Source organism: Comamonas testosteroni (assembly GCF_014076415.1).
Taxonomy (GTDB): domain Bacteria; phylum Pseudomonadota; class Gammaproteobacteria; order Burkholderiales; family Burkholderiaceae_C; genus Comamonas; species Comamonas testosteroni_F.
The window spans coordinates 1,973,018-1,987,917 of the sequence record NZ_CP043568.1 but is presented as its reverse complement, the minus strand read 5'-3'; the positions used below and the strand labels follow the sequence as shown (position 1 = coordinate 1,987,917).

The following is a 14,900-nucleotide window of genomic DNA, read 5'->3' as shown; positions in this document are numbered from 1 at the left end:
CACGGCGCAAGCGGCAAGCTACCGGGGTGATGAACGCCGCCGAGCTGCACCACCTGGACACGCACCAGCTGCGCGAGATGGTGCAGTCGCTGCAGGCCAAGGTCCAGGCCACTGAGAGCGCGCTCACGTTCAAGCAGGCCGTCATCGACAAGATTACGCACGAGATGGCCGTGCTCAAGCGCATGAAGTTCGGCGCCAAGGCTGAGCGCTACAGCCCCGAACAGATTAGCCTCCTCGAAGAAGCCGTCGAAGCCGACCTGGAGGCACTGGCCAGCGAGATGGACCGCCTCGCACCGGGCAAGCAGGCCGTGCCCGACCGCCAGACCGCGCGACGCATTCCACTGCCGACGCACCTGCCGCGACGCGACGTGCACCACGAGCCGCACAGCACCACTTGCCACTGCGGCTGCGCGCTCAAGCGCATTGGCGAGGACATCGCCGAGAAGCTGGACTACCAACCCGGTGCCTTCACGGTGGAGCGTCACGTGCGCGGCAAGTGGGTGTGCGCGCGCTGCGAGACCCTGGTGCAGGCACCGGTGCCACCGCACGTCATCGACAAGGGCATTCCGACCGCCGGTCTGCTGGCCCAGGTCCTGGTGGCCAAGTATGCGGACCACCTGCCGCTGTACCGCCAGGAGAGCATCTTTGCGCCGGCTGGCATGGCGCTGTCGCGCTCCACCCTGGCACAGTGGGTCGGCGCCTGCGGCGTGCAGCTGCAGCCGCTCGTGGACGCGCTCAAGCAGGAGCTGTTGCTGCACCCTGTGCTGCACGCGGACGAAACGCCCGTGGCCATGCTCAAGCCAGGCAACGGCAAGACACACCGCGCCTACCTGTGGAGCTACTGCAGCACGCGCTTCTCCGGCATGCACGCCGTGGTCTTCGACTTCGCCGAGAGCCGCGCAGGCCAGCACGCGCGTGAGTTCCTTGGCGTGACGCCATCGGGCGGATGGCGCGGCACGCTGGTTTGCGACCAGTTCTCTGGGTACAAGGCGCTCTTCGAGATGGGCGTCGTCGAAGCGGGTTGCCTGGCCCATGCGAGGCGCAAGTTCTACGACCTGTGGGTCAGCCACCAGAGCACGGTTGCCGAACAGGCGCTGCGGTTCTTCACGCGCCTGTACGACATCGAACGGCAGTTGCAGGAGTTGAGCGCTGAGGAGCGACTCCAACGGCGCAGGAGTGAAGCCAAACCGGTGGCCGACCTGCTGCATGCGTGGTTGCTGCAGCAGCGCGCGCTGGTGCCCAGTGGCTCCGCCACGGCCCGAGCCATCCAGTACAGCCTCGGCTGCTGGAACGCACTGGCGCGCTATCTGGAGGACGGTCGGCTGCCGCCAGACAACAACCGCGTCGAAAACCAAATCAGACCAGTGGCCCTTGGACGAGCCAACTGGTTGTTCGCCGGCAGCTTGCGTGCTGGTCGACGCGCCGCGGCCGTGATGAGCTTGGTGCACTCGGCGCGGCTCAACGGGCACGACCCTTATGCCTACCTACGCGACGTGCTGGAGCGCCTGCCCACTCAGCCTGCAAGCCGTATCGGTGAGCTCCTGCCGCACCGCTGGGTCAATGCGGATGCTGGTGATGTGCGTCGGGCACGTGTGGATGAGCATGTTTGACTGACGTATGGCGATGCGGATGGCTGTGTGGGCCAGCAGGCATCACGTCATGGCCGTGCAGGTGATGGTCGTCGTCATGGGTGTGCGCGTGCTCATGCTCGAGGGCCTCGTGCGTATGGGAGTGCTCGTGCCTCTCGGCCAGGTGCAGCACCACGCCGCAAATCATGAACACCCCACCCAGGCCCATCAACCACGACCCCGACCGGTCGCCCAATGCAAAAGCGCCGAGGGCGCCGATGAAGGGCGCGAAGGCGAACACCGAACCCGTGCGTGCGGCGCCGAACTCGCGCTGCGCCAGTAGGTAAAAGCGCAGGCTCAGGCCGTAGCCGGTTGCACCCACGGCCAACAATGCCAGCACGGTTGCCAGTCCTGGGACCGGCTCGCCCCACAGCCAGGCCATCAGAACGGTTGCCACGGTGCCCAGCGTGGCCTTGACCACGACGACCTGGCCCAGGTCACGGTCGGCCACACCGCGCGACAGCGTGTTGTCCACGCCCCAGGCGATGGTGGCCACCGTCACGGCCAGCAGTCCGAGCAACTGAACCTGGCCGGCCAGGCCTTGCTCCAGCACCAACACCACGCCGCCCAGCAGCAACAGTGCGACGGCCGCGATGACGCGCCGGTCCAGCGTCTCGCCGTACCAGCGCCAGGCCAGGATGGCCGTGAACACGGCCTCCAGCGTCAGCATCAGCGATGCGCTGGAACCGCTGGTGCGCTGCAGACCCCAAGCCAGCGCGACCGGCCCCACGACCGCACCCATGCCGGCCATCGCCAGCAGGCGCGGCAGGTCGCCACGGCGCAGCTGCGCCTCGCGCGTGGCGGGCCGGCGCAGCAAGGCCGCCACCGCAGCGGCGCCGCCATACAGCAGCGCCGCCGTGGTGAACGGCCCGATGCCGGCCCCGAAGCCCTGCACCAGCGGCGTGCTCAGGCCGAACAGGGCGGCAGCCAGCAGCGCGAGCAGTCCGCCGCGCAGCGCGGGTGAGGCCAGTTCGCGCTGCATGGCTTACTGCCCGGTGAAGTTGGCGGCAATGAAGTTGCCCGGCAGGCTGTAGAACATGTACAGCGTCTGCTTGCTGGCATCGGCCACTGCCGGGTTCTTGAAGGTCAGCTTCCACTCCTTTCCCTTCTTGCCGTCGATGGCCTCAACCTTCTCGGGCTTGATGGCAGTCCACGATGCATCGAGCTTGCCACCTTTGACCAGCGTCTGCTTGCGCTGTTCGGCGCAGCCGGTCACGACCGACTCGGCGGCGGGCTTGGAGCCATGGAAGTGGCACGCGCCGCCCTCGTTGGCGTAGGCGGCAGGCACGCAGGCAGCGGCGGACAGGACGATGGTGGCGACGAGAGACTTGTTCATGGTGCGGTCCTTGAAGGAAGAGATGGGAGAGGAGAAGGAAACGGGTTCAGTTGAGCGTGTTGCGGCTGTCATCCTGGGTGTTCTCGATGTTCATGTCGTCGTGCACGTGGCGGTGCTCTTCGACGGGGAAACGGAAGCTGTCCGGGGCCGTGTCGTGCTGGTAGCCATGCAGCTGCGTGAACAGCAGGTAGACGCCGGCATAGACCAGCGCCAGGTTGGCCGCGTAACTGAAGCGCTTGAACGAGGGCCGGTGCCGCCAAGCAGCCAGCAGCGCCACCATGGCGGTCAGTGCCGCAATCTGGCCCAGCTCGACACCGACGTTAAAGCTCAGGATGCGCCCGAGCATTGCCGCCGGGTCATCGCCCAGCGGCAGTTGCTGCAGTCGCGTGGACAGGCCAAACCCATGCAACAACCCGAAGATGAACACGGCGCCCAGCAAGTTCGGCGACTTCATGTCGAAGACGCGCTGGAAGCCGCCGTTGTTGTCGAAGCCCTTGTAGATGACGCTCGCGGCGATGATGGCGTCGACCAGGTAGTAGTTCCAGGTGATTTTGAAGTAGGTCGCGAACACCAGCGTGATGCAGTGGCCGACGGTGAAGACGGTCACGAACTTGGCCACGTCCTTGAACGTGGTCAGGAAGAACACCACGCCGAACAGGAACAGCAGATGGTCGTAGCCCGTCAGCATGTGGCTCGCGCCCAGGCCGACGTACTGCAGGTATCCGCCATCGAGCATGCGCTGTCGGTCCTCCTCGGAGATGCCGTGGGCGAGGCCCACGAGCGGGATGAAGCCAAGCAGCAGCAATGCCACCAGGCGGTTGGAAATGGTTTGGGTCATGGAGCAAGAGCCCTCTGTGTATTGCAACAGCCCAACCCGCGCGGTGCGACGGCAGGGTTGGTCGCGGAACAATGTTCCGAGCGCGGCGCGCCTTCAGGGGCATGCCGAGCGGACAGATAGGGGGCGCTGGTGGACCACCAGCACGGCCACGGCCTAGCGCGGCCGTGGCAAAGGCCTGTTAGGCCTGTTGTGCGCTGCGCTGTGGAGGCCGCAGGGGGCCTTCGAGATAGACAGGCGCATGCCCGACGCCTGCGCTTGGCACCAGGACCGATGGGATGGTGTCGCCTGCCGCAAGGCTCATCGCCGGGGCCAACCCAGGCAGCTGCGCCGCCTGGTTGGCATGCTGGTGAGGTGGTTCGCCGCTGTCGTCCTCAATGTGCAGTGTCTGGTCGGCGTGGTGGTGGTGGTCCACTTCCTGAGCGTGCACGACCATGTGCGCGATGACCTCAGCTTGGTGGTCAAGATGGGCCGGGGTTAGCCACGCCAGTGCCTGCCAGACCATGGCAATCAGCAGGACGAGGGCTCGGCGTTTGGCGGTCACAGAAGAATTGTAGAGGTGGCACGAATCGCTGCGGACGCGTGACCACACGACCGCATGCCTTGCGGTTCCAAGTCAAGGCGAGTTCGCCGGACGGCTACGTACGTCGCTCCAAGATACAAGCTGTACAGGGAGCTTGTCGATGGTCCAACGGTATTGGCTACGACGAAGAGTAAGAGTGGATCCAACGGAGTCACTTCCCACAGGCGCAGCCATCTAGGCCTGTTTGACTGACAGCATGGCTGCTAACGATAGGCTTGGCATGAATGATCCACTCGGGCCCTGTCGCCAAGTTCGTGAATCTTTAGGCCAGGCCTCTTCTCACCTCTTTTGCCAAGTCGAAAATCGTTGCTATCAGCGGAGCGTTCTGTCGTTCGCGACGACAGATGAAGTCGACGTGGGTGGCCATTGCTGTATCCAGAATCTTCAGCTTCACAAGACGCGGATCTGGAACATAGGCTGTCTCGGCAACGACGCCTAGTCCTATTCCTTGTGCGACTGCCTCGCGGACAGCCTCCCGGCTTCCCATCTCCAGCGCAACCTGGATGTTGATATTGCGGGCAATTAGCTCGCTCTCGAAGACTCTTCTTGTCGTTGAACCTTCCTCACGTATGACGAAGCGCTGGCTCTGAAGGTCCTTGAGCACTATCTCACCGCACCGGGCTAGGGCGTGCTCTCGGTTCGCAAAGACCACCAGGCGCTGTGACCTGTATGGCATGCAATGGAGTTCGGGGTGCTCGGCGTGATTGAGGACCACGCCGACATCACCCTGGTAGTCGAGGAGCTTTTCCGTGATTGAGCGGGAGTCGCCTACACGGACAGAGACCTCGACCTGGGGATGGCGGCTCCCGAAGGCCTTCAGAACAGGGACTACGTTGTACGGGCCGATCGCGTGAATCACAAGACGCCCGACGAATCGGTTTTTGGCTGCTGCCAAAAGGGCGTGCGCATCTTCCTCGCCGCTGAATGCCCGCCGCGTGTAGTCCAGCAGAGTCCTGCCAAAGGTAGTCAGCTCAAGCCGGCGGCCTTGACGAAGAAAAAGCTCCACGCCGTACTCATTCTCCAGGCGCTGAATATGCGCTGAGATGGTGGGCTGCTGTAGATCAAGCAGCTTCGCAGCAGCAGTCATGCTTCCGGCCCTTGCCGTCGCATCAAAGGCTTTCAAAGCCGCAAGTAGCGTGAGTCCAGACATAGGTGTTATCTATAGATACCCCTATTTTTCGGGGTGCAAGTTTCATATTGATGACACGTTCCACGAACAAACTGCACGCATGCCTAGCCGTATCGAACTTCTTTCTGCGGCAAATGTGCGTCATAAGCGCTCTCGCGCTGCTCGCAGGCAGAAACTTGCAAAGGTAACAACATGAAGTTGGAGAAGGACCGAGACGTTCTGAGTCTCAAGGGAGTTTCCGTCCGCTACGTTGACTCGACCGTGGCCTTGCACCCGACGAGTCTGGATGTGAAGCAGGGAGAGTTTTTGGTGCTTCTGGGCGCCTCGGGCGCAGGGAAGTCCACCTTGTTACGAAGCATCAATGGACTGGTGCTGCCCACAAAAGGCGAGGTATCGATACCTGGCCTGGCAGGTGGGGTAGTCAACGCAAAGACGCTGAGAGAGCACCGCAAGCGCTGTGGGATGGTTTTCCAGCAGCATCATCTGATTGGACGTCAGTCGGTCCTCAGGAATGTTCTGATGGGAAAGCTCGGTGACAGGGGTGCATTCGCTTCGCTATGGCCGTGGAGCAAGAAGGACAAGCTGGAGGCGCTCACAGTGATTGAGCGTGTCGGGCTGCTCGAAAAGGCGCTCTCCCGGGCTGATGCCTTGTCTGGGGGGCAGCAGCAGCGCGTAGGCATAGCTAGGGCGCTAATACAGAAGCCACGAATCCTGCTGGCCGATGAGCCTGTTGCCAGCCTGGACCCGGCAACCGCACATAGCGTGCTCACCTTGTTGCATGAGATCTGCAAAAAGGACCACCTCACCGCAATCGTGAGTCTTCACCAGGTGGAGCTCGCGCGCTCGTTTGCAGACCGAATCATTGGGCTCCGCCAGGGAGCTGTTGTATTCGAGGGTAGGGCAGAGCAGCTGAGTCCTGATGTTGCGCGGAACCTCTATGCAAAGCAGTCCAACGCTTCCAACACGAGTGCGTCCACTGATAGCCCCCGAACTCTTCAATCCAGTCAAACCAAGGAGCTCTTGCCATGCTGAATCGCCGTAACTTCTCTCTTGTTGTCAGCGCAGCTTCTTTTGCTGCACTCCTTCCTCTGTGGGCTCATGCGCAGGGAAAGGATCCATCAAAGCTTCGTGTCGCCCTTCTTCCAGATGAGAACGCTGCCAGCATCATCCAGAACGCGCAGCCTCTTAAGCGCTATCTTGAACAGCAGCTCAAGAAGGATGTTGAGATTGTGGTGACTACCGATTACTCCTCGATGATCGAGGCAATGCGGTTCGGTCGGATTGAGGTAGCGTACTTTGGACCGTTTTCGTACGTTTTGGCCAAATCTAAGGCGTCCGGGATTGAGCCCTTTGCGGTGGGCGTTGAACGTGGGTCGCCCACATACCAGTCGGTCCTCATCGCAACGGCCGGAGGGCCGGTGAAAACGCTTGAAGACGTGCGCGGCAAGCCCTTCGGATTTGGCGACCAGGCGTCCACATCAAGCCACCTTGCACCACGTGCACACCTGCTCAAGAAGTACAAGCTTGATGGTGAGAAGGACTATCGGCCAGTTCACCTTGGGGCACATGACGCGGTCGCACGTGCGGTGCAGTCGGGTCAGATTCCAGCCGGGGCTCTGTCCAAGCCGATTCTGGACAACCTCATCGCTCGAGGAAGCATTGATGCCACGAAGATTGTTCAGCTTGACCTTTCTGCTCCCATTCCAAACTATCCGGTCGTCATGCAGGGGGACCTCAAGCCTGAGCTCAAAGCTGCCATCCGCTCTGCCTTTCTGGACATGAAGGATGCTGAGGTGCTCAAGGCGTTTCGTGTCCAGGCGTTTGCCGCCACTGATGACGCTGCATATGACGTCCTTAGGGATACCGCAACCATCCTGAAGCTTGATTTGGGCCGTATGCAATGACCTCGGCTGCATTCGAGAACATCATCAGTCGCGACAAGCGGGAGCAGTTCATTGGACTGCGCAATACAGCGTTCGTCCTTCTGGTTTGCCTTGTAGCCCTGTACGTCACGGGGTTCTTCGATGCACAGCGGTTCATCGAAGGCGCCCCGGCTGTCAAGCAGCTCTCATCTGAGATGGTCCCTCCCAACTTCGACCGCTGGGAGCACTGGGTCATCCCGCTGAGGGACACCTTGGCGATGTCGATTGCCGGCACAGCACTGACTATCGTGCTTTCACTTCCGCTGGCGCTCCTGGCGGCTCCAAACACCACCCCCAATCCTTTGGTGGGAAGAGTGGCCAGAGTCATCCTGGCGGCATTCCGGTCCGTGCCAGAAATCATTCTTGGCATTCTGTTCGTGGCAGCCGTAGGGTTTGGTGCTCTACCTGGGGTGCTCGCACTAGCGTTGCATTCCACGGGAATGGTCGCAAAGTTTTACGCGGAAGCCATTGAGCACGTGGATCCGAAGCCACTTGAAGCAGCTGCTGCGGTAGGCGCAAGCCGCTTTCAGGTCATCTCGCATGCCGTTATCCCCCAAGTCCTTCCACAGTTGGCAGACATAACCATCTATCGCTGGGAGTACCACTTCAGGGCCTCCGCAGTACTTGGCATTGTCGGTGCAGGTGGCATCGGCTTCGAGTTGATGGCAGCACTTCGCCTTGTCAAGTATGACGAGGTCTCAGCCATCCTTCTGTCGATTCTTGCCTGTGTCCTCGTGGTTGACAGCATTGGATCGATGCTGCGAAAGCGTCTCAAGTAAATCGAAAAATGAATCATCGGAAAATCGTCGTAACGCAGCCAGTTCATGAAGAGGTTCTAAGGAAGCTCCAGGCTGAGGGTGAGGTCATCATGAATCCAGGGCCTGACCCCTGGAGCCCCAGCCAGCTCAGGGAGTACCTCGTGGATGCTGATGCCATGATGGCCTTCATGACAGACAGTGTGACCAAAGAGTCGCTGCTGAACGCTCCCAGGCTCAAGACCATCTCCTGTGCACTCAAGGGGTACGACAACTTCGACCTGAGGGCTTGCGCACAAGCCGGGGTGAGCGTCACCTTTGTTCCTGACCTCCTCACAGAGCCCACAGCCGAGCTGGCCATCGGATTGGCTATTGCTGCTGGCAGGAACGTGCTTCAGGGTGACGCCGCTACAAGAGCAGGCTACTCTGGGTGGAGGCCAGCTCTATACGGAACCGGGCTTCATGGGTCGGTGGCCAGCGTGATCGGTCTCGGAAAAGTTGGGCAGGCCATATTGGCGCGACTCGCGGGCTTTGGCTGCGCGCGGCTGCTTGGTGTAGACCCAAGTGTGCGTCTAGATCAGGTCGAACTGGTCACGCTTGATGAGGCTGTCAGCACATCGGACTATGTGTTCCTGGCAGTGCCTCTTGTTAGCGATACGCGCCACCTGGTTGACTCCAGGATGCTTCAACTATCGAAAAAGGGCCAGATCCTTGTAAACGTGGGTAGGGGGTCTGTGGTCGACGAAAGGGCGGTTGTCGATGCCTTGGCGAATGAGCAACTTGGCGCGTACGCCGCTGACGTCTATGAGATGGAAGATTGGCTACTTCCAGACAGACCTCGCGAAATTCATCCGGGATTGACCAACAACGCCAGAACAGTACTCACTCCCCACATCGGCTCGGCTGTGAGACGCGTACGGTTCGAAATTGAAATGCGGGCTGCTGAGAACCTAGTCCGCTCACTCAGGGGCGAGAGTTTGAGTGATGTTGCTGTCGAGGCCAGCGCGGCAGCATAGGTATGGTTGCTCGGCGGTTTGCACGCCAGCTGAAATGGGCGCGGCTTCAGAGCCTATGTCCTATGGCTGGGTGCAACCTGCCCGTGTGATGCCATCCTGCTCGCCAAGGGGAAATGACTTGAGTCATCATCGAAGTGGTTTAGCGATGATGTTCTCTGCACGGCGCAGCTCATGGGGTAAGCCCAAATGGGCGCATGGCAAACACCAGATACTTCGAGGGGTCAGGCTACAACACTGATCGTTCTTGGCCTCTGATAGTGGTTTCAACCCAGGACGTTTCAGCTGAGGTCATTACATTCGGCTCGTAGTAGAGGTGACGCTGCTTTGCGAGTTCTTGGACTGCACGGCTGAACCCTAGGTCTAATACAACCGCACTGCGCAGAGTGTTGAGATGCACCGCCGAAAGTGTCTCCCTCGCCCCTTTAGGGTCTGCCTTAGAGTTCACGCAGACGACGAGGTGCGTTGTCGCCGATAGACTGCTTTGATGCATCTCAATGAATCTAGGCTGTTGATTTCCACGCAGAACTGACCCGCCGGGGATGCGGACAAAAACTTGGACTACCAGGGGAGGTAGTTCATGTACTCATACGCAGACAGGATTCGTGCAGTTGCGCTTTACATCAAGCTTGGCTTGCGTGTCAGAGCCACGATTCGCCAGTTGGGGTACCCAACCAAGAACGCATTGAAAGGCTGGTATCAGCACTACCTGAAGCATCAGGATTTGCCAGCAAGCCAAGCTCCAAGAGCACCAAAATATTCGCTGCAGCAAAGGCAGGTGGCTATTGCTCATTACCTCGCCCATGATCGCTGTATTGCTGCAACGATGAGGGCTTTGGGTTATCCGGGTCGAGGAACGTTGACTGCGTGGGTTCGGCAAGACTGCCCTGACACCTGCAAATCGAGAGTAGGCAGATCTTGGCCGGCTACAAAGCCTGATGCCTTGATGTGTGAGGGCGTGGTGCAGCTGTGTGCCCGTCGATCAAGTGCACAGCAGATTGCGGACAAGTTAGGGGTGTGTAGGGGGACCTTGTACAACTGGAAAAATCAGTTGCTTGGCCCTTGTGCCCCAGCCTCAATGAAACACAGTCCAAAGCGATCGCCAGTGTTGGATGAAGCAGCACTCAGGCGCCAAGTTGAATCATTGCGCCAGGATGTTCGGCGGCTGAAGATAGAACGTGAGCTTCTCAAGCAGGCCCATGAAATCTTAAAAAATGGGGCTGACATTGATCTGCATAGGCTGGCAAACAAAGATAAGGCTGTGCTGGTTGAAGCGTTGCACGGGCAGTATGAATTGCCAGAACTGCTTTCTCTTGTTGGCCTTGCTAGAAGCTCGTATTTTTACCATCGTGCTCGGCTGAAGCTGGCTGACAAATACGTTGATTTACGCCGAAGCATCACAGAGATCTTCGACAACAACTACCGTTGCTATGGATATCGCAGGGTGCAGGCATCTCTGCTCAAGGAGTGCACGGGCATCTCAGAGAAGGTGGTTCGTCGGCTGATGAAGCAGGAGGGGTTGATCGTGGCCAAGCCCAAACGCCGCAGATATAACTCCTACCTTGGAGAGATAGGTGCCGCCCCGCAAAACCTCATCAATCGAGACTTCCGTGCCGCTGCGCCCAATGAGAAGTGGCTCACCGACATTACTGAACTCCAGATTCCTGCTGGCAAGGTTTACCTGTCGCCAGTCATTGATTGCTTTGACGGGCTGGTGGTGAGCTGGTCGATTGGGACTCATCCCAACGCACATCTCGTCAACACAATGCTGGATGCGGCCATTGATGCTGTTCAAGGCAGCGAGAGCCGCCCTGTGATTCATTCTGATCGTGGAGCTCACTACCGCTGGCCAGGCTGGCTCTCGAGGGTCCATGATGCAAAGTTGACTCGCTCGATGTCTCGCAAAGGGTGCTCACCAGACAACGCTGCGTGCGAAGGCTTTTTTGGAAGGCTAAAGATGGAGCTGTTCTATCCCAACAACTGGCAATCAACAACGATTGAGCAGTTCATTGAAGCTGTCGATGCGTACATTCGTTGGTACAACGAAAAACGTATCAAGGTATCTCTGGGACGTTTAAGTCCTGTGGAATACCGGCACAAACTTGGCCTAGCCGCATAAAACCAGTCCAAGTTTTTATCCGCACCCCCACCGGGGGCTAGTGGGTCACTTCTGGGTGGAAATCAACACGCTGTTCAAGCCGGGGCTGAAGTTCGAACCCGTGTTCGACTACGAGCAGGTGCTGGTCGTGGCCAAAGACCACCCCCTGGCTTCTACGGCCTACGTGAAGCCCCAGCAGCTGACCCGGGAAGTGCTCATCAGTTACCCCGTGGACATCGAACGCCTGGACATCTACAGCCAGTTCCTGTTGCCGGCCGGCGTGACGCCCAAGCGCCACAAAGCCATCGAAACCACCGACATCATGGTGCAGATGGTGGCCAGCGGCCGCGGTGTCGCCGCGCTGCCGCGCTGGCTGGTCGAGGAATATGCGGCCAGGATGGACGTGGTGCCTGTGCGGCTGGGCGCGCGCGGTATTGCCAAGCAGATCTTCCTGGGCGCACGCGAGGCGGATACCGCCATTGACTACGTGCGGGCCTTCGTCGAACTGGCCCGCCAGCCTGCAACTGCCACCACCGCTATTGCCCAAGGAGCCAAGGGATGAACACCACCGTCGAACGCAAAGCGCTTGCGCTGCCCGGAGGCCACGACAAGGTGCTGCTGCATTCGTGCTGCGCGCCGTGCTCAGGCGAGGTCATGGAGGCCATGCTGGCCTCGGGCATTGACTACACCATCTTTTTCTACAACCCCAACATTCATCCGCTCAAGGAATACGAGCTGCGCAAGAACGAGAACATCCGCTTCGCGGAGCAGTTCGGCGTGCCCTTCGTCGATGCGGACTACGACCGGGACAACTGGTTCGAGCGCGCCAAGGGCATGGAGCACGAGCCCGAACGCGGCGTGCGCTGCACCATGTGCTTCGACATGCGTTTCGAGCGCACGGCGCTGTATGCGCATGAGCACGGCTTTCCGGTGATCACCAGTTCCCTGGGCATCTCGCGCTGGAAGAACATGCAGCAGATCAATGACTGCGGCGTGCGTGCGGCGGCCAAGTACTCTGGCCTGATGTACTGGGAATACAACTGGCGCAAGGGCGGCGGCTCGGCGCGCATGATCGAGATCAGCAAGCGCGAGAACTTCTACCAACAGGAATACTGCGGCTGCGTCTACTCGCTGCGCGACACGAACCGCCACCGCGTGGAAAGCGGCCGCGAGCGCATCCAGCTCGGCGTGACGTTCTACGGTGACGAACAGCCCCCCAAAGATTGACGCGCCTTGCCGGGTGAGCGATGCCGCTCCATGGCTTCCAACCGACCCGATCAGCGCTGGCGGGTCGGAACTCTCCCAACAGTCGCCAGATATGGCAAGCCCCTTGCTTCATTCCGACAAGTCCAAGCCCATCGGCAACATCACCGACGCCTATTCGTTAGAGGTCAACGCGAAGGATATCTCTGCGCTGACCGCAGCGGCGCCGCGTGTATTGCCCGGGTCAACCATTTCCATTCCCTACCTGGCGAACCAGGACAACGACGCGCGACTGGCCGCAGCGCAGGCCGTTCGCGGACTCGGCTTTGAGCCCATGCCTCACCTCGCTGCACGCCGTATCGCCTCGTTCGCAAAACTGGAGTCGTTCATCCAGCGCGCGGTCGCGGAAGCCGGCGTCAAGCGTTGCTTCGTGATCGCTGGAGATCCGTCCACCCCGCTGGGGCCGTTTGCCGACAGCTCCTCACTGATCGAATCAGGCGTGTTCGAGCGCTCGGGCATTCAGATGGTCGGCGTGGGTGGCCATCCCGAGGGCCATCCGGTCATGAGCACATCTGATCGTTGGAAAGTGCTCGAACACAAGTGTCGCTGCATCGAAGGGCGCGGCATGGCGCCCTTGATCGTCACGCAATTTGCCTTCGATGCCGACATCGTGCTGGCCTGGCTGGAAGCCCTGCGCGGGCGTGGCGTCGAACATCCCGTACGCGTGGGCGTGCCGGGCCCTGCAGGCGTGGCGGTGCTGGCGCGCTATGCCGCCTTGTGTGGCGTTAGCGCATGCGCGTCGATGTTGTCCAAGTACGGCATCTCGATCAGCAAGCTGTTCGGCATAGCAGGCCCGGATCTCTTTGTGGATCGTCTGACCACCCGCCTGACCGAAGCACATGGAAAGGTGAGCCTGCATTTCTTTCCATTCGGAGGCATCGCTCAGTCCGTGAAGTGGGTAGAGCAGTACTGCTCGCGTGCCGAGCCTGAACAACCCATCGACACGGCTCCCATGTGATTACTGCGCCTCCAGCAGTCGCTTGCACTGGCATGCCCCATAGAAGCAGACCTCGTTGGGGCGAACGCTTCGAGAGCATCCTACCGCCCGCCTCAGCCTTCGCGTTGCGCAAGCGCCCCATGGGCGCGATCCCATTGGCACAGGACACACGCGGCCAACATCACCGGACGCAGGCGCAAATGCCACATCGAAATGGATCGCCCGCATCATCGGCTTCGACGGTGCGAGCTATCGATTGGCAGATTGGGGGGGCAAACACGATAAACGCCCTTCTCGAACTGCCTTCTGTAGGAAGATGGTGATAGACCGAAACTTTGATGATGCGACTTTGCTCGCTGAGACATCCTTACGTTTGCCACTGCAAAGCGCCTATGTGGCACCTAGCTCGCAAATCAGCAAGGATACGTAGCGACCAAAATATGGACTAACCTGTTATTCCATAAGACCTTTTACGGAACTGTCCGTCTACATCAAAGACTTGACAGCGGACATTTTTCATTTCTGCCTCCAACAGCGGGATTACGCCAGCACCCGTCATCTACCGCGACGCGCAAAACCGCTTCAGTCTGTGCAAGACTAAGGGCAGTCCATCCACTCCCACTGCCAATGACCCACTCCCTGCCCTGGCTGCAGCCCGAACAAGAATTCCCCCCCATCGATCAGACCTGGGGGGAACGGGATCCCATCCCCGGGCTGCTGGCCGCCGGCAATACGCTGGATGCGGCACGCCTTCGCACTGCTTACAGCCAAGGCATTTTCCCGTGGTTCAGCGAAGGACAGCCGGTGCTCTGGTGGTCTCCCAACCCGCGCATGATCCTGCACCCCGACGAATTTCGTCTGCACCGCAGTCTGCGCAAAAAACTGCAGAAGTTCCGCAATGATCCGCGCTGTGAAATTCGCATCGACAGCGCTTTTACCGCGGTGATGAAGCATTGCGCGCAGACCCCGCGCGATGGACAGGACGGTACGTGGATTGTGCAAACCATCGTCGATGCCTATACCGAGCTGCATCAGCAAGGCGCTGCACATAGCGTGGAAACCTGGATTGATGGCCAGCTGGTTGGCGGCCTTTACTGCGTGGCGCTGGGCAGAGCTGTGTTTGGCGAATCCATGTTCGCACTGCAGACCGATGCCTCCAAGATTGCACTGTCGGCGCTGGTGGCCCTGTGCAGGGCTCATCAGGTGCCGCAGATCGACTGCCAGCAGGCCACCGCACATCTGTCTTTCATGGGAGCTCGAGAAGTCACAAGAGCACAGTTCGCCCGAACCGTTCAAGCCCAGGCCCAGCTGCCCGATATGCAGTGGCAATTCAGGCCCATATACTGGGAACAATTGCTGAGCCATACTGAGGCTTGACGCACCGCATCTGCAGCCGAGTCC

Annotated in this window: 14 protein-coding genes and 1 pseudogene; 11 read left to right on the top strand and 4 right to left on the bottom strand. The window is 60.0% G+C overall.

The features are described from left to right. Positions 1-29 precede the first annotated feature (29 nt). A complete protein-coding gene (gene tnpC / locus F0P97_RS08985) occupies positions 30-1,610 on the top strand; it encodes an IS66 family transposase (RefSeq protein WP_182286474.1) in 1,581 nt (526 codons plus the stop codon). Here the strand turns inward: tnpC and F0P97_RS08980 are convergent. Genes F0P97_RS08980 through F0P97_RS08970 form a run of 3 tightly spaced genes read right to left on the bottom strand, consistent with a single transcriptional unit; the run spans position 1,558 to position 3,802 of the window. After that, the gene (locus F0P97_RS08980; protein ID WP_182286473.1) at positions 1,558-2,610 is read right to left on the bottom strand and encodes a DMT family transporter; all 1,053 of its coding nucleotides are present in this window, start codon (positions 2,608-2,610) and stop codon (positions 1,558-1,560) included. The genes tnpC and F0P97_RS08980 overlap by 53 nt on opposite strands. 3 nt (positions 2,611-2,613) lie before the next feature. Then, positions 2,614-2,964 carry a DUF6488 family protein gene (locus F0P97_RS08975; RefSeq protein WP_021027658.1) on the bottom strand — a complete coding sequence of 117 codons (351 nt, stop codon included), beginning with the start codon at positions 2,962-2,964 and terminating at the stop codon, positions 2,614-2,616. Positions 2,965-3,010: 46 nt separating this feature from the next. Further along, complete coding sequence (locus F0P97_RS08970; RefSeq protein WP_021027657.1) at positions 3,011-3,802, bottom strand: HupE/UreJ family protein; 792 nt, start codon at positions 3,800-3,802, stop codon at positions 3,011-3,013. 238 nt (positions 3,803-4,040) lie between these two features. On the opposite strand from F0P97_RS08970, the gene F0P97_RS08965 reads away from it, so the two are divergent. Continuing rightward, entirely contained in the window at positions 4,041-4,280 is a 240-nt protein-coding gene (locus F0P97_RS08965; protein ID WP_182286472.1) for a hypothetical protein, read from the top strand. Positions 4,281-4,644: 364 nt separating this feature from the next. Here F0P97_RS08965 and F0P97_RS08960 read toward each other — a convergent pair whose 3' ends face one another. Next, the gene (locus tag F0P97_RS08960; RefSeq protein WP_027011074.1) at positions 4,645-5,532 is read right to left on the bottom strand and encodes a LysR substrate-binding domain-containing protein; all 888 of its coding nucleotides are present in this window, start codon (positions 5,530-5,532) and stop codon (positions 4,645-4,647) included. A gap of 171 nt (positions 5,533-5,703) precedes the next feature. Between F0P97_RS08960 and phnC the strand changes: the two genes are divergently transcribed. The 9 genes and pseudogenes from phnC to aat all read left to right on the top strand — a co-directional run bounded on the left by phnC (position 5,704) and on the right by aat (position 14,876). Continuing rightward, positions 5,704-6,543, top strand: a complete 840-nt coding sequence (gene phnC, locus F0P97_RS08955) for a phosphonate ABC transporter ATP-binding protein (protein ID WP_003056095.1) — start codon at positions 5,704-5,706, stop codon at positions 6,541-6,543. Next, entirely contained in the window at positions 6,537-7,415 is an 879-nt protein-coding gene (gene phnD / locus F0P97_RS08950; protein WP_003056094.1) for a phosphate/phosphite/phosphonate ABC transporter substrate-binding protein, read from the top strand. Before phnC ends, phnD begins: the two co-directional genes overlap by 7 nt. Beyond that, complete coding sequence (gene phnE, locus F0P97_RS08945; protein ID WP_003056093.1) at positions 7,412-8,212, top strand: phosphonate ABC transporter, permease protein PhnE; 801 nt, start codon at positions 7,412-7,414, stop codon at positions 8,210-8,212. Before phnD ends, phnE begins: the two co-directional genes overlap by 4 nt. Positions 8,213-8,220: 8 nt before the next feature. Next, positions 8,221-9,204 (top strand): NAD(P)-dependent oxidoreductase, encoded by a 984-nt coding sequence (locus F0P97_RS08940; RefSeq protein WP_011517523.1) that lies wholly within the window; start codon positions 8,221-8,223, stop codon positions 9,202-9,204. Between the two features lie 577 nt (positions 9,205-9,781). Continuing rightward, positions 9,782-11,320 carry an IS3 family transposase gene (locus F0P97_RS08935; RefSeq protein ID WP_003056089.1) on the top strand — a complete coding sequence of 513 codons (1,539 nt, stop codon included), beginning with the start codon at positions 9,782-9,784 and terminating at the stop codon, positions 11,318-11,320. A 70-nt stretch (positions 11,321-11,390) separates the two neighbouring features. Continuing rightward, positions 11,391-11,861, top strand: a pseudogene (locus F0P97_RS08930) (LysR substrate-binding domain-containing protein); the annotation flags it as partial. Beyond that, on the top strand, positions 11,858-12,526 hold the full coding sequence (locus F0P97_RS08925; RefSeq protein WP_003056085.1) for an epoxyqueuosine reductase QueH: 669 nt from the start codon (positions 11,858-11,860) through the stop codon (positions 12,524-12,526). The pseudogene F0P97_RS08930 and the gene F0P97_RS08925, both read left to right, overlap by 4 nt. Before the next feature lie 91 nt (positions 12,527-12,617). Then, positions 12,618-13,520: a methylenetetrahydrofolate reductase gene (locus F0P97_RS08920; RefSeq protein WP_003056080.1), complete on the top strand. Its 903-nt coding sequence runs from the start codon at positions 12,618-12,620 to the stop codon at positions 13,518-13,520. Between the two features lie 606 nt (positions 13,521-14,126). Continuing rightward, positions 14,127-14,876 (top strand): leucyl/phenylalanyl-tRNA--protein transferase, encoded by a 750-nt coding sequence (gene aat, locus F0P97_RS08915; RefSeq protein ID WP_182286471.1) that lies wholly within the window; start codon positions 14,127-14,129, stop codon positions 14,874-14,876. Positions 14,877-14,900 lie beyond the last annotated feature (24 nt).

What these genes read in the sequence shown, in the direction of transcription:
- phnC (WP_003056095.1), top strand. Translation starts at nt 5,704, where the DNA reads ATGAAGTTGGAGAAGGACCGAGACGTTCTGAGTCTCAAGGGAGTTTCC.
- tnpC (WP_182286474.1), top strand. Translation starts at nt 30, where the DNA reads ATGAACGCCGCCGAGCTGCACCACCTGGACACGCACCAGCTGCGCGAG.
- F0P97_RS08920 (WP_003056080.1), top strand. Translation starts at nt 12,618, where the DNA reads ATGGCAAGCCCCTTGCTTCATTCCGACAAGTCCAAGCCCATCGGCAAC.
- F0P97_RS08965 (WP_182286472.1), top strand. Translation starts at nt 4,041, where the DNA reads ATGCCCGACGCCTGCGCTTGGCACCAGGACCGATGGGATGGTGTCGCC.
- F0P97_RS08925 (WP_003056085.1), top strand. Translation starts at nt 11,858, where the DNA reads ATGAACACCACCGTCGAACGCAAAGCGCTTGCGCTGCCCGGAGGCCAC.
- F0P97_RS08940 (WP_011517523.1), top strand. Translation starts at nt 8,221, where the DNA reads ATGAATCATCGGAAAATCGTCGTAACGCAGCCAGTTCATGAAGAGGTT.
- phnD (WP_003056094.1), top strand. Translation starts at nt 6,537, where the DNA reads ATGCTGAATCGCCGTAACTTCTCTCTTGTTGTCAGCGCAGCTTCTTTT.
- F0P97_RS08970 (WP_021027657.1), bottom strand. Translation starts at nt 3,802, where the DNA reads ATGACCCAAACCATTTCCAACCGCCTGGTGGCATTGCTGCTGCTTGGC.
- phnE (WP_003056093.1), top strand. Translation starts at nt 7,412, where the DNA reads ATGACCTCGGCTGCATTCGAGAACATCATCAGTCGCGACAAGCGGGAG.
- F0P97_RS08960 (WP_027011074.1), bottom strand. Translation starts at nt 5,532, where the DNA reads ATGTCTGGACTCACGCTACTTGCGGCTTTGAAAGCCTTTGATGCGACG.
- F0P97_RS08975 (WP_021027658.1), bottom strand. Translation starts at nt 2,964, where the DNA reads ATGAACAAGTCTCTCGTCGCCACCATCGTCCTGTCCGCCGCTGCCTGC.
- F0P97_RS08980 (WP_182286473.1), bottom strand. Translation starts at nt 2,610, where the DNA reads ATGCAGCGCGAACTGGCCTCACCCGCGCTGCGCGGCGGACTGCTCGCG.
- F0P97_RS08935 (WP_003056089.1), top strand. Translation starts at nt 9,782, where the DNA reads ATGTACTCATACGCAGACAGGATTCGTGCAGTTGCGCTTTACATCAAG.
- aat (WP_182286471.1), top strand. Translation starts at nt 14,127, where the DNA reads ATGACCCACTCCCTGCCCTGGCTGCAGCCCGAACAAGAATTCCCCCCC.